This window comes from Pseudomonas sp. NFACC37-1 (genome assembly GCF_900101575.1).
Lineage (GTDB): Bacteria > Pseudomonadota > Gammaproteobacteria > Pseudomonadales > Pseudomonadaceae > Aquipseudomonas > Aquipseudomonas fluorescens_AA.
On the sequence record NZ_FMUZ01000015.1, the window covers coordinates 117,468 to 131,094 of the forward strand.

The following is a 13,627-nucleotide window of genomic DNA, read 5'->3' on the forward strand; positions in this document are numbered from 1 at the left end:
ACTGCTCAGCGCTGGCGTCAGTCACGGTTCGGGCTGATCGAAACGCCGAAAGGAGCCGCCGCTTTTGTTGAACGAGGCATCGAGGCATAAACAGACAGCAGCGCTGAAATGACCAGGCAAGCAGCAATGCCCAGCAGGGTGGCAATGAATCCGGTGGCAAGGGAGGAAGGGCTTTGCGCAGGGGCAGCCAGTGCGTAAAACACCCCACCGAGGACCGCCACCCCAAGCGCGGCGCTGATCTGCAAGGCCGAATTGACTACACCGGAGATCATTCCCGATCCGCCGGGTGGTGCGCGATCTATCACGGTTCGAATAAGGGTTGGCAGCGCCCAGCCCTGGCCAAACCCGAGTAACCCCACCGCCAGGATCACCAACGCCAATTGAGGGCTCTGCCCTGTCGGCGCGGCGGCGACCGCCGCGCTCAGGATCAGGCATCCCAGTACCTCGAGCATCATGCCCATGGCGGGTACAAAACGGCCGAACAAGCGGATGGCAAAGGGCGTTGTCAAAGGGCCGATCAGAAAACCCACACCAAACGGGACGAACATCATCCCCGAGGTCAATGGCGTGACACCCAGCGCGTCCTGTAGATAAATCGAAAACGTCAGGAAGAATGCCGATACCACGTAGAAGAACAGTACGCCCGTCAATCCGGCCACCAAGCCGCGTGCTCGACTGAGTTGCGGACTGACCAAGGGCGTGCCGCCCCGACGCTCCAGCGCGATCTCGTAGCGCCAAAAGGCCGCAGCGGCTAGCGGCGAGCCGAGCAGCAACAGACAAAGCCACCATGGCCAACCGGCTTCCCTGCCTTCAACCAACGGTACCACCAGCAGCCCGACCGTCAGCGCACACAGCAGCACGCCAATGCGATCCAGCGGCACCGGAGTTTGACTCCGAGTATCGGGAAGCAACCGAATCCCGCCCATAAACACAGCGATGACGATGGGCAGATTGATCAAGAAAACTGCACGCCATTGCAGCTCCCAGACATTCATCGTTATCAGCCAGCCCCCTAGCGCCTGGGCGACAACCGCCGCGAAGCCAATCGTTGCGCCATACACCGCTAACGCCCGCGAACGTTCATGCTCCGGAAACAGGCTATGGATGGACGCCAGTCCCTGCGGTGCCATTGCCGCAGCGCTCAAACCTTGCAACACACGTCCGCCGATCAACATCGTCGGCGAGTTGGCCAGGCCACACATCAAGGAGGCCACGCCGAAGCCGGCCATGCCCGCGAAGAACACCCGGCGGCGGCCAAACAGGTCGCCCAGCCGACCGCCCGTGATCAGGAAGACGGCGTAAGTGGCGGCATAGCCTGAAATGACCCATTCGACCTGCGCCGGTGTAATCGCCAGGCCGCTGCGAATGGACGGCAACGCCACATTGACGATGAAAAAATCCAGCGGTGGAAGAAAGGCGCCGACAAGAAGAACAGCGAAAGCAAACCATCGGCGCGATTCGGCTGCTGGGGCGCGATCCAGTTTGAATGTCATTGGGCAACTCCAGAAAGACATGACTAGCGCAGGCTGACTTCACATTCACTCAGGTGCGCTGCCTGACAGATGAAACGGCAAGCCTCAGGGTTTGCTGCCGTCATTGAGGGTCTATTGTCGAAGTCAACGAGCGACGGCGGCACTGCCAGGGATGCACATTCCTCGTGCATTTTTGTAAGGCCGCCACCCGTTGTGCAGCGTCTTCAGTCGGTGGCAAGAGCCGACTTGAAAAGCTCGCTTCCAGCAATGGGCATATGCGGCAACTTCCGCCAGCTCTGTTCCGCCATGGGGTTGCAACGGGACTGCCATTGCTGCATCTTCGCCGTTCATTTTTGTTGGGGATGAGCCCATGGACTGGAACGACTTACGCGTCTTTCTGGCGATTGTCCGCACCGGCTCGCTGGGCGCTGCCGCGAAGCAACTGGGCGTTAGCCACCCCACCGTAGGACGGCGGCTTCACGTTCTTGAGCAGCACAGCGGGCAGGTTTTTTTCCGCCGCACCGGGCAAGGTCTTGTGTTGACGGACAGCGGTGAAAAAATTCTGGGTCTGGCCGAGGAAATGGAGCGAAGCGCTCTTTCCATTGAGCGGCACCTGGCGGGCGACAGCGATCAACCTGAGGGCCTGTTGCGAATTTCATCGGCGGACTGGTTCGCCTGCTATGTGCTCGCCCCTGTACTCGACGAAATGTCGCGACGGTACCCGTTGATCGTTCCAGAGGTGATCCCCGGACATCGCCTGTTCGATCTGACTCGCCGCGATGCGGATATCGCCTTTCGCATCGTGCCGTTCACTGAACCGGACATCGTTCAGCGTCGGCTGACGACACTCAGCTACGGACTGTACGTTGCAGCGCACTTACCCTTCTCACCCTCGGAAGATGGAAAAGGCCTCGGGTTGATCCTCATGAACACGGCGCAAGCACACTACCCCGACGTGCTTTGGCTACAACAGATGTTTCCCCGCGCCAAAACCGTGTTCACCAGCAGCAGCCGTACCGTTCAGGCGCAGATGTGCGCCCGCGGATTGGGTGTGGCAGTCTTGCCACGCGTGCTTGGCGATCAGTTGACCGCCCTGAGATTGCTAGACGTCGGCAGTGAACCACCAGGACGCGATATCTGGATGGGCTATCACCACGATATGAAGCAGATGGACAGGCTCCGCGCCCTGGCGGATCTGGCGGGTGAAATGATTGGTACGTAGGGTCTCGCTTTGCGAGGGTCAGTCTCAATAAGCAGTGATCGTCCCCCCGGCGATAGCACCCTTCCAGACAACGACATTCATCGAAAGCGCAACGTCAGCGCCCTCGCCTGCTGCATTGGCGAATGCTCGACTTTTAGCTGATCGCTCGAGCATTTTTTCAAGCCATGCCGTAGCACAAAGTAAGCGCACAATGATGAACACACTTTCATCGAAATCATCCTTCAACGCGTCTATTCTGCGGGTTCCGACATAGTGACTACAGGAGTAACCCACCATGTTCTCGCACGAAAGTATCCCGCTGATCATCATCTTCACCATCATGCTGCTTGGCGTACTCGCCGCCGTCCTCCATCCAGTACATGCGCTCGTCACCTGGCTTCGGAGGCGGAATGAAGGGTCTTCCCGTCAGCACGCGCAAAGAAAGATTCGCGTTGAATGACTCCTCTACAGGTCCGGCTACGTCGGGGCGTTCTTTCGTCTGTATGAATCCCCAGTAATGTCCCGCCTCGCTCCGATAATAGCCTGCGCCCTCACGCAACGGATTTTCCCGGTCTTTTGCCTACAAACCTAAGGACTGGGATTGCACTAATCTCGGCGCGTTTATGACTTGGAGGTCAATGTGGCAGAAGGTAAACCGAAATCCGACTATCAAATAGGTCCTGCGCCCGAGCTTTTACAAGAAACTGGCCAAATAATGGCTGCCTATTCCGAATGCGAACGCTCGATCTTCGCCATCTTCAAGGGCGTGATGTCGCTTGATGAGCAGGACGCTTACTTGCTCATAAACATGTGAACCTAAATGCAGAGAAAATGCTCAGTATTATCCGCGTCCAAATTCAGCGCATAAAGCCGGCTTGTTTAGAAGAGCCATTATGCGAGGCCCTTGAAATTTTTAAGCGCTCCATAGAGCACGCATAGATGATCGTAGCGGGGAGCGCCAAAGGCACTTGATACAGTCAGTGTCAATAGAGCGGCCAAACAAGCGTGTCGAATCGTTGCAAGTCTCCCAGATTATTATGAACTGAGACTATCGGAAATAAAATTTCGCCTTGCGACAATTGCGCCCCCTGTTTAGCTCTGGGCGCAAAATATTTCCAATTGACGACAAACTGCCAGGCTCAACGCTATTTGTATGATGCGATCTTGGCGCTGCAGAGGACAAGGATCAGTAACGTTGAGGTGAAGAGCAAAGAGAAGCTTAGGGACGTAGCATGAGCGATAAATCCAATCGCAGCTGGCCCCATCAGTATGCCTAGGTAGCCGATCGCGTTGATGATTGCCAGGGCCTGAGCGACGGGCATAACAGTCTGATGCCCGGCCTTGGAGCAAAATATCGGAACAAGATTCGAGATTCCTAATCCGACGAGTACGAACCCCAAAACCGAAACTATCCAATGGTCGATGCCCACCGCCAACGTCATGCCGCCCATTGCCAATACACTTCCTACCAGTAGCACTGCTCGCGAGCCGACCTTGCTTACGATCCAATCGCCTAACAGCCTCCCTACTGCCATGGTCACGGAAAACGCGGCGTAACCGATGCCCGCAATATTAGGCTCCACGTCCCGGTTCGAAGTCAGATAGACGGCACTCCAGTCGAGCATAGAACCTTCAACCAGAAAAGCGATGAAGCACAGCGCCCCCAGTAGCAACACCAGCTTGGTTGGCTTCATTTTGGCTGGCGCCCCCCCTAGTTCCGCGAACGGGAGCATGTGACGACCAAAAGACAAGAGCGCCACGCCCAATCCAAGAGCCAATATAAGGATTGACTGTACGGGATTGAGGCCGAGCCAGAGCAGCAGGCTTACCGTGCCCGCGCTAAAAATATTTCCGACGCTGAATAGCCCATGAAAGCCAGACATCATCTGCTTGCCGTGGTGGCGCTCAACTAGCGAGCCTTGAAGATTCATGTTTACATCGGCTGTACTGATGGCGGCCCCAAACAGAAGCAAAAAAGCCAAGAGCACCCAATATGAGGTGGCAGTTGCCAGGCCAACCAAGCCAACAGCGGTAAAAGCGCTTGCAAGATAGACAGTACTTCTGCAACCAATTCGATTCGCTAAACGTGCCACAAACGGCATCATGCACATTGCTCCGGTACCAAGGCCCAGGAGCAGCAGACCAAGTTCCGCCTCACCTATCTGCGCCCTTTCCTTAGCAAATGGAACCAAAGGTGCCCATGCGCCCATACCACATCCCGCTAGGAAGAATGCATATCTGGAAGCAGGTAGCGTATTGGAGGTAAAAAAAGCTTGTTCCGTATCATTCATCTAATAAAACCTGTAGCTGGTAAACAGACACCATACCCGTAACTTAAGTCGTAGGCTGATAGTAAAAACTTTGCTGACGCATGCGTCCTTGAGAGCTTTGGAGATATATTGTGAATCGCTCCAAAGACAGGAACAGGAGCAATTGGACCAAAGTAAAGCAAACCATAGACAATTACGTCAGTAAGCGAGAATTTCTTGCTGAGTTTACGACCCTCATTTAGCACAACCAAGGCATCACTCATTTTGTTCCCACTTAACGATTGGCTGGGTACTTCCCCAGGCATATTCGCACTACGTTTATCGCACACTAGCAAAATCAGCTATGATAACGCGAAACGTTTTTGTTCTAAACGGACATCGGGACTGGAAGAACCCTTCGTATCAACCGCCAAACTTAATGTTTGGCATCAGATACGCCCATTTTAAGAGCCCTTGCCAAAGTGGACTATCGAACGAGCGAACGGCGTTTTTCGCATGCATGCACAGCTCAACAGATGAAGCCTGTAGCGCGACAGAGCAGCTAACCACCCACTGCTCCGTACTTGCTTCCAAAAGATCAGGCTGGTTCACCCTGGCTCCCAGAGAAAGCACGGCCTTTTAATCGCGTGAAGGCAGCCAGTCACTGAATTGGTGTAGTCCACAGCAGCGCAATATCTACCGTCGCCGGTCTTTCACAAAAGCCATCGACGCTGAAATGAATTGGCCCCGGCATATCTGATAAGGCGTGACACCAGAGGTTTGGGTCGTCCAAGTTACTGTGAAAGAATATGTGGAGTTTGCTGTCGATCATGACCCGTTGCCTCGGTAGTGGTCTGCTTGAACTGGCGCGGACTTTTCTATGCTCAGATACGCCTCATGCAGACTTCGCACCGCCACGCCAATGTCTGCTTGGTTGAGAGCTCCATACCCTAGGACGAAGCCATCCTCGAATGGTCCAACGTCATGGTTGAAAGCGCTCAATCTCCTCAGCAGAACATCACGCTTGGCGGCCTCAGCCTGCAAAGCATCCAAATCTACAATTCGACGAAAACGCAGTGTCAAATGCAGCCCCGCGAACCCGCTGCTCAAAGTGATAGCCTCACCGAACGTCTCAGCAAGACATCTACGAAGCTCTGCCTGGCGCGCTGCATACAGCGGACGGACATTAATCAGGTGTCGAGTCAAATGACCGTCATTGATGAAATCAGCAAGTGCAGCCTGGAGAGGTAGATGTCCGGGGCGATAGAGGCTCAACAGTCCTCTCACCATGGAATTCACAAGTGAGGGCGGTACAACCATGTAACTCATGCGTAGACCTGGGTACATCACCTTACTGAAGGTACCCAGATAGATAACACGGCCAGAATTATCTTCACCTTGCAAAGACGGAGACGGTGCTTGGTCGTACCTAAGCTCACTGTCATAATCATCCTCAACTATCCAGAAATTTCGCTGCGCTGCTTGCCGCAGCAAGCGCTCGCGTCGACTGCTGGACAAAATACTTCCCAATGGAAACTGATGCGACGGAGTCACAAAAACCAGCTTAGGGTTCATTGAGAAATGCTCATCACGCATGTCGATGCCTTCCCGATCCACAGGTACAGGAATAGAGCGCACCCCCAGCGACTTCAACATCAGCGCACCGGCCCAGTGGGAAGGGTTCTCTATGCAAACTTGGTCATTGGCATCCGTGAGCAGTCGCAAAATCAGATCCAGGGACTGCTGTGTTCCCATTGTCACAAGAACCTGATCCGGACTGCATCGCACTCCTCTGGCAACGCGCAGATAGTCAGCCAAAGCTCGGCGTAGTGGTAGATAGCCTCCGCCGTTGGCGTAACCGCTCAACTGGGCGAGGTTTTGTCCTAGATAACAGCTTTGCAACCGCTGCCATATTGCATAAGGGAAAGCCGATACATCTGGGACACCTGGTAGGAATGCTCCCTCTCGCTCCTGCAGACCCGCGGCACCAGACAGAATCAGTTGGCCACGCAGTGAAATGGCATCAGGTGCAACTGCGCGAGAGACGGCAACCATCGATCGAATAGGCGGCCTTTCTACTACGAACGTCCCACTGCCAATGCTTCCTACCAAGTATCCATCAGCGGTTAGCATGTCGAAGGCAGCAACGACGGTTATTCGTGAGACACCTATCTGTGCGGCAAGGCTCCGCGTAGAAGGGAGTCTTGAGGAAGGTCGCAATGTACCTTCCTCAATCATGATCCGGAGATGGCGATACAGCTGCTGCTGTAGGGAAACAGCAGAGCGCCTATCAAGCAGATCTTGAATGCGCTCACCAATCAGGGATGCCGTCATTTCAACCTCACACACGACCAAAAGTGAAAGTCACTCCCGGCAAAGAAATAAAGCACTGCCCGACACTTCACGAGACTAGCATCTTCAAGCAGGTAAACATCAACCGACGAGCTCTAGGAATTTCCTGACTCGCTCGGTTTCTGGACTGCTGAAAAACTTCTGTTGTGTAGCCTGCTCGATGATTCCCCTTGCTCAAGGAAGACCACCTGATCCCAAACCGCCCGAGCAAACTCCATTTCGTGGGTAACGAACATCATGGTGCAGCCCTCAGATGATAGGTCTTTCGGCAACTGAAGCACTTCACCCACACGCTCCGAATCCAAGGCGGAAGTAGGTTCGTCGAACAAGATCACTTCACGGCCCATTGCCAACCCTTGGCGATCGCAACCCGTTGTTTCTGTTCTCCCGTGCGCGAGGGCGATCTGCGTTTTGGAATTGCGGCTGCGTGTGTCGATGGTAGGCAAGGTATGGCGCTGCTGATCGAGAAGTCCGCGTATCAGCGCGGCAACGGAAATTGTCGAGGGCGCATCGAGAAGGAGCTCAAAATTCCGGCGGGCACAAATGGGAGCCTGTTGCAGACTCCCATCAGTTCTGTCGATAACCAGTCAGGCGTTCGACCGGATACTTTTACGCAATGCCTCCACCAAGGATTCCAGCTCATCCGCAGTGGCGTCGAAAGGTGGCGCGAAGACGGCCTGGTCTCCAGACCAGCGCAAGTAGTAACCTGCTTCGTAGAGTGCTTCCGTAATACGGTGCCCGCGAACGCCTGGCTGTCCGGGTAGGCTGGCGAACTCCACGCTCCCCGCGAACCCAATGTTGCGAACGTCCACCACATTAGGCTCAAACCTCAGCGAGTGCAGTAACTCCTGGAATAGGTGTTCCTTTTCTCGCACCTTGTCCGCCACACCCTCGGAAGAGAATACGTCCAAAGCCGCCAAACCCGCTGCCACCGCTACCGGATGGGCCGAATATGTGTAGCCATGGAACACACTGTTGGTGAATTCCGGCTGATCCATGAACGTGTTGTAGATCTCGCTGGACATGATGACACCACCGAGCGGCTGAGTGCCATTGGTGACGGTTTTGGCGAAGGTAATCATGTCCGGAACCACACCGAAGCGTTGTGCAGCAAAGTTGGCGCCCATGCGCCCGAAGCCACAGATCACTTCATCGAAAATGAGCAGGATGCCATGCTTTGTGCAGATGTCGCGCAGGCGCTGCAGATAGCCAACCGGTGGCACGAGCACCCCGGTAGAGCCGGCCATTGGCTCGACGATCACCGCCGCAATGTTTGACGCGTCATGCAGGGCCACTAGGCGCTCCAAATCGTCAGCCAGATGCCCCCCCCACGCAGGTTGTCCCTTGGAAAAGGCCATGTGCTCTGAACTGTGAGTATGCGGCAGATGATCGACACCAGGCAGGGTCAGGGTCGAAAACATCTTGCGATTACCAACCATGCCACCGACCGAGATACCGCCAAATCCCACGCCATGATATCCGCGCTCACGGCCGATCATCCGCGTGCGACCGGCATTGCCCTTCAGGCGGTGATAGCCCAGTGCAAGTTTCAGCGCACTGTCGACCGCGTCGGAGCCGCCGGTTGTGTAGAACACGTGGTTGAGTGGATCTGGAGCGAGCGCTGCAATTTTCTCAGTCAGGGTAAACGCCGCTGGATGGCTCATATAGAAGGCAGAGACATAGTCCAGTTTGGCGACTTGTTTTTGTACGGCCTCAACGATTTTCGGATGGCTATGCCCCATACCCGAACACCACAGACCTGAAAACCCATCGAATACCTGTTTTCCGTCGGTGGTGTGCAGGTAACTGCCCTGGGCACCGGTTATGAGGCGCGGCTTGAGCTTGAAAAGTGGATTGGGGGTAAAACCGATGAAGTAAGAATTCAGTTGTTCTGTGGTGAGCGGGGTATCCATGGGCTTTCCTCTGGGATCTTGTTCGTAGATGGAGAAAATCTAACCAAGTTCGCTAGAGGCGCATAGAGCCACTTTTTCTGCCCGGTTGAGTCCACCTCAAACTGGCACAAGCCCCGTAATAGTGCTGACTATTACAGGGTCTTCCCTGTTTTGGTAATTCTCCGAATGGCTCTAAGCAGGCCGAAAAAGTGGATCTACTGTCCTGCGGCCATGACTCTTATTGTCGGTTCCAGAGAACCAACAATCCGAGGATCCGGACATGGCCGTAACACTCAAGAACCCGACACTTTTTCGTAATCAGGCATTTATCGGTGGTGAGTGGACTGCTGCGCTGGATGGCCGCACCTACGAGGTACTCGACCCGTCCACTGGCGCACTTATCACCGTGGTGCCGGACATGTCAGCAGTGGATGCCGCTGAGGCCGTAGTGAGTGCCAAGGCTGCTGGGAAGGATTGGTCGGCAAAGTCCGCAAAGCAGCGTGCACGGATCTTGCGGGATTGGCACGATCTGATTCTGGCCAATAGAGAAGACCTAGCGGCCCTGATTACGCTGGAACAGGGCAAGCCGTTGGCCGAAGCTCGAGCCGAGATCGATTACGGGGCGGCTTACGTTGAGTGGTTCGCTGAAGAGGCCAAGAGAGTCAATGGCGATGTCCTCCCGGCACCATCGGATGATCGCCGCATCGTCGTGATCAAGCAGCCTATCGGTGTCGTCGCAGCGATTACTCCCTGGAACTTCCCCATGGCGATGATTACTCGCAAAGTGGCCCCGGCGCTCGCTGCCGGCTGCACCATAGTGGTCAAGCCGGCAGAGGACACTCCACTAAGCGCCCTAGCTCTTGTGGAGTTGGCCCGCCAGGCAGGGGTTATCAATGGTGCTTTCAATGTGATCACCGCCGCCCGTGGTCACGAAGTGGGCGAAGTGCTTAGTACTCATCCTGACGTGCGCAAGGTGTCATTCACCGGCTCTACACAAGTGGGCCGGATTCTGTTGCGACAGTGTGCTGACACCATCAAGAAAGTCTCCCTCGAGCTCGGTGGCAACGCTCCCTTCATTGTCTATGACGATGCTGATCTGGACGCTGCAGTCGCCGGTGTGATGGCGTGTAAGTTTCGCAATGGCGGGCAGGCCTGCATCAGCGCCAATCGCATTTTTGTGCAAAGCGGTATCTACGATGCTTTCGCCGCACGCTTGAGCGCCGAGGTGAAGCGGTTGCAGGTAGGGCCAGGCACTCTACCCAATGTTGCGCTAGGGCCCATGATCAATGGCAAGGCCATCGAGAAGATCGAATCGCACGTAGCAGATGCGTGCATGCACGGCGCAAAAGTGCTAGTCGGAGGCGCTCGCCATGAATTGGGCGGCAACTTCTATGCCCCGACCGTGCTGGTTGATGTAACCCCCTCAATGCTGGTCAATCGCGAAGAGACTTTTGGCCCGGTAGCCCCTCTGATTCGCTTCGGAGACGAGCATCAGGTGGTCGAGCAAGCCAACGATACCGAGTTCGGCTTGGCGGCGTATTTCTACACCCGCGACCATTCCCGTGCCTGGCGCGTTGCCGAGCAACTGGAGTCTGGCATGGTTGGCATCAACACAGGGCTTATCTCTAACGAGATGGCACCTTTCGGCGGCATCAAACAATCGGGATTAGGCCGTGAAGGCTCTGCTTATGGCATCGAAGATTATCTGGAAATCAAATACATATGCGTAGGAGGCATCTGACGCCAATTCCGGCAGTTGCTTTTTTTGGGAAACTGCATGTCCACCAGCGTGCTTAAAATGCGCTTGGAGAACAACAATGAAAACGAAGCTGCAAAAAGTCAAAAGCCTGGTAGGGATGACCCTTCCTGTAACCGCAACCGTAAGTGTTGGCGTTGATTGAAAGCTGACCCACCCTGCCGATTGAAAATTGACCCAGGACGGATTGCTAATTTTTGCCCCAGCAATTGTGGATAAGCTTAGCAGCAGTGTCCCGGTTCAAGACGCATCAAGCCCCACCGCATGTATGCATGCAGCGGGGCATTTATGGTGCGGATAAAAATGGCTCATCGTCCTCGATATCATCTCCGTCCTTGCGCCTTCGTTCGCGCTTTTTGATCTTTGTATGGGCGGCCAAGGTGCTGTGTTGCAGGCGGTAAGACTCGTTGCCTGTTTCAACTATATGGCAGTGCCGATCCAGCAGCGCCGTGGTCATTTTGGCGTCGCCAAACACACTCGACCATTCCGAGAAGCTGAGGTTGGTGGTGATGACCTCGCTGGTGTACTCGTACAGGTTGGACGGCAGGTAAATAACAGGGCGCCGCCGCTCTGACTAAAAGACAAATACCCCAGCTCATCAAGTATCACCAAGGCTGGCAGGCTCCACTGGTGTGCTCGTACCACCACAGGGATACCTGTAGCCCTGCAAGACATTGCACCAAAAATGGGATCCAGCTGATCTTTGATGAAGTGATCTGTGGCTTTTGGACGTATGGGCGCTAACTTTGCTGCCCGACCTTTCACGTGGAACCGGACATGATTACGTTCGCCAAGACCGTCACGAACGGCTCCCAGCTATTGGCGGCGTCATCATGACCAACGAAATTACAAGACCTTAATGGCTCAGCCTGAGTACACCAACAGCTTATTCCACGGCTATACTTACTCCGCTCATACTGTAGCGGTAGCGGCAGGCCTGGCGACAATCGATGTATTCCACGATGAAGGTGTGGGTCAGAAGGTTAGAGAAGAGAAGGAAAAGCTTTTCGAAGAACTCTTTCACTCTCTCAAAGGAGAGCCAAATGTGATCGACATTCGAAACGTTGGTTTCGCCGGCAGCGTTGAATTCGCCTCCATCCCAGATCAACCGGGCATTCGAGGTCATCGGATTACTGAAGCCCTGTACGAAGCCGGCTTCTACCTGCGCTGGTCGAAGATCAAACAGTCTTCGCTCCGCCATTTGACGCAACACCTCAGGAACTTGAAGCTCTCGTGGAAGCACTGCGCACTTGCATTCGCGCGAACGCTTAATGATGCACCCGCTTGCTCTAGCCCCTTCGTCTCCCCTTGTACTATCTGCCGTCTAAAGACCAAACCCAGAGTTTTTGATCTGACCGCTGCTTCAGCGTCAGCGTCAGCGAAATCAACTTGCATGGCTCAGGCAAATACCCCCGAAAGGATAGCGGGGATTTAGCTCCGCCTCGATAATGGGTGAACGGTAAGTCTCTGAAAAAGGATCTGCAAATGGTCACTCGGCAAGGCAATGCTTGTTGATCCCCCTAGTAGAGATTTGAGGCTCCGGTTTAACTCACTAGCAATGGCGTTCATGATTGCCAACACTTTCTCAAGTCCTAAACAGGCTGCAGGAACAGCTATTGCCGTATTTGGGCTCGGTTTACTGAGCCTTGACGGATTCACGCTGCACTACGGTGAATCTACTGATTTTGGGGTGTGCTGCATGCTTCGCATTACACATCGTGATTGTCTCAACGTTCGCAACACCCGCCATCTCCATGGCATCAACCTCAATCCAGCTGGGGCTGGTTGGCTCGCTTTCTTTGATATGGAGCTTGGCTGGTAACCAGTTTTCTTTTCCCAGCGCCCTCCCTACGACAGTTACCATCCTTTCGCTGGCGCTGTTCGCTACTGCCTTGCCTTACGCCATTCAAAATCGTGCTCAGGCTGTGCTTGCCCCTGAAAAGGTCGCACTAATACTTATTTGCGAACCTGTGTTTAGTGGGGTGTTTGGTTATTTTCTCGCTGGAGATCACTTTCCCCCCGAAAGACTTGCAGGGGCGGCGTTAATCCTTCTGGGCATTGCAGTCACGGAGCTTCGAATCGCGCGTATCGCGCTTGACCCCCAACGTAGATCTTGACGTCGCCTGAGGGTCTCGCGATGTCAAAATAGCCATTTTCCTTGCGCCCAGATGTAAGTAATGTCGCCACACCAAAGCTGATTGGGCGCGGGTATATCGAACTTTTGATTCAGAGTATTCTGAATATCAGGTCACTCCACCGTTGCCTTTTTTTATAGGAGTTCGAGCCCGGCTGCTTACTGATCAAACCCAGTTCCCGCGCCAGGCCACGCACCTTGAAACGACCGATCTGTTCGCCGTCGTCTTGCATCATCGACACGAGATCGTGTCCCAGGAAGTGGTGTAACTCATCATGGTTCTAGCCATTGAGCTTGCCGTTTAGTTGATCACGGCCGACAGCTTGGCCTGTGGATTATCGCTGACCGCCTCGAAGGCTTCCAACTGCATGTAGCGTCGTTGCAGGCACCACTCGTCGTTCTGCTCCAGCAGCATTGCCCCCACCAGCCGCGTTATGGCTGGATCGTTGGGGAAAATCCCCACGACATCGGTGCGGCGTTTGATCTCGGCGTTGAGCCTCTCAAGTGGGTTGGTGCTGTGCAACTGCTGCCGGTGCGCCTTGGGAAACGCCATGTGCGCCAGCACTTCATC

13 protein-coding genes and 3 pseudogenes are annotated in these 13,627 nt (G+C 54.7%); 7 read left to right on the forward strand and 9 right to left on the reverse strand.

Annotated features, from left to right (window positions below; translation table 11 throughout):
- Positions 1-17: 17 nt before the first annotated feature.
- Positions 18-1,493 carry an MFS transporter gene (locus BLP82_RS17105; RefSeq protein ID WP_092170443.1) on the reverse strand — a complete coding sequence of 492 codons (1,476 nt, stop codon included), beginning with the start codon at positions 1,491-1,493 and terminating at the stop codon, positions 18-20.
- Between the two features lie 349 nt (positions 1,494-1,842).
- Here BLP82_RS17105 and BLP82_RS17110 point away from each other — a divergent pair, with 349 nt between their 5' ends.
- Entirely contained in the window at positions 1,843-2,694 is an 852-nt protein-coding gene (locus BLP82_RS17110) for a LysR family transcriptional regulator (RefSeq protein ID WP_092170447.1), read from the forward strand.
- A gap of 42 nt (positions 2,695-2,736) precedes the next feature.
- Here BLP82_RS17110 and BLP82_RS32055 read toward each other — a convergent pair.
- A pseudogene (locus BLP82_RS32055) lies at positions 2,737-2,820 on the reverse strand (hypothetical protein); the annotation flags it as partial.
- A 148-nt stretch (positions 2,821-2,968) separates the two neighbouring features.
- Between BLP82_RS32055 and BLP82_RS31180 the strand changes: the two are divergent.
- Together BLP82_RS31180 and BLP82_RS31185 are read left to right on the forward strand one after the other, a co-directional pair.
- Positions 2,969-3,133 carry a hypothetical protein gene (locus tag BLP82_RS31180; RefSeq protein ID WP_170842329.1) on the forward strand — a complete coding sequence of 55 codons (165 nt, stop codon included), beginning with the start codon at positions 2,969-2,971 and terminating at the stop codon, positions 3,131-3,133.
- 180 nt (positions 3,134-3,313) lie between these two features.
- Entirely contained in the window at positions 3,314-3,487 is a 174-nt protein-coding gene (locus BLP82_RS31185; protein ID WP_170842330.1) for a hypothetical protein, read from the forward strand.
- A 331-nt stretch (positions 3,488-3,818) separates the two neighbouring features.
- Here BLP82_RS31185 and BLP82_RS17120 read toward each other — a convergent pair whose 3' ends face one another.
- From BLP82_RS17120 to BLP82_RS17135, 4 genes are all read right to left on the reverse strand, one after another.
- Entirely contained in the window at positions 3,819-4,964 is a 1,146-nt protein-coding gene (locus tag BLP82_RS17120) for an MFS transporter (RefSeq protein ID WP_092170456.1), read from the reverse strand.
- Positions 4,965-5,750: 786 nt separating this feature from the next.
- Complete coding sequence (locus BLP82_RS17125; RefSeq protein ID WP_092170459.1) at positions 5,751-7,256, reverse strand: MocR-like pyridoxine biosynthesis transcription factor PdxR; 1,506 nt, start codon at positions 7,254-7,256, stop codon at positions 5,751-5,753.
- Positions 7,257-7,369: 113 nt separating this feature from the next.
- The gene (locus BLP82_RS17130) at positions 7,370-7,720 is read right to left on the reverse strand and encodes an ATP-binding cassette domain-containing protein (RefSeq protein ID WP_371914140.1); all 351 of its coding nucleotides are present in this window, start codon (positions 7,718-7,720) and stop codon (positions 7,370-7,372) included.
- Positions 7,721-7,861: 141 nt separating this feature from the next.
- Positions 7,862-9,187 carry an omega-aminotransferase AptA gene (locus tag BLP82_RS17135; RefSeq protein ID WP_092170462.1) on the reverse strand — a complete coding sequence of 442 codons (1,326 nt, stop codon included), beginning with the start codon at positions 9,185-9,187 and terminating at the stop codon, positions 7,862-7,864.
- Positions 9,188-9,446: 259 nt separating this feature from the next.
- On the opposite strand from BLP82_RS17135, the gene BLP82_RS17140 reads away from it, so the two are divergent.
- Positions 9,447-10,907: an NAD-dependent succinate-semialdehyde dehydrogenase gene (locus tag BLP82_RS17140; RefSeq protein ID WP_092170465.1), complete on the forward strand. Its 1,461-nt coding sequence runs from the start codon at positions 9,447-9,449 to the stop codon at positions 10,905-10,907.
- A 301-nt stretch (positions 10,908-11,208) separates the two neighbouring features.
- Here the strand turns inward: BLP82_RS17140 and BLP82_RS17145 are convergent.
- Positions 11,209-11,534: pseudogene (locus BLP82_RS17145) on the reverse strand (ATP-binding protein); the annotation flags it as partial.
- Positions 11,535-11,781: 247 nt separating this feature from the next.
- Between BLP82_RS17145 and BLP82_RS31685 the strand changes: the two are divergent.
- From BLP82_RS31685 to BLP82_RS32060, 3 genes are all read left to right on the forward strand, one after another.
- Entirely contained in the window at positions 11,782-12,357 is a 576-nt protein-coding gene (locus tag BLP82_RS31685; protein WP_256574164.1) for an aminotransferase class III-fold pyridoxal phosphate-dependent enzyme, read from the forward strand.
- A gap of 132 nt (positions 12,358-12,489) precedes the next feature.
- Positions 12,490-12,744, forward strand: coding sequence for a hypothetical protein (locus tag BLP82_RS31690; protein ID WP_256574165.1), 255 nt, complete (start codon positions 12,490-12,492; stop codon positions 12,742-12,744).
- Entirely contained in the window at positions 12,641-13,039 is a 399-nt protein-coding gene (locus BLP82_RS32060) for an EamA family transporter (protein ID WP_368665053.1), read from the forward strand. Before BLP82_RS31690 ends, BLP82_RS32060 begins: the two co-directional genes overlap by 104 nt.
- Before the next feature lie 32 nt (positions 13,040-13,071).
- On the opposite strand, the pseudogene BLP82_RS17160 reads toward BLP82_RS32060, so the two are convergent.
- Positions 13,072-13,301 (reverse strand): annotated as a pseudogene (locus tag BLP82_RS17160) (IS3 family transposase); the annotation flags it as partial.
- Positions 13,302-13,357: 56 nt separating this feature from the next.
- On the reverse strand, positions 13,358-13,627 hold a 270-nt coding region (locus tag BLP82_RS17165), incomplete at its 5' end, for a transposase (protein ID WP_170842331.1).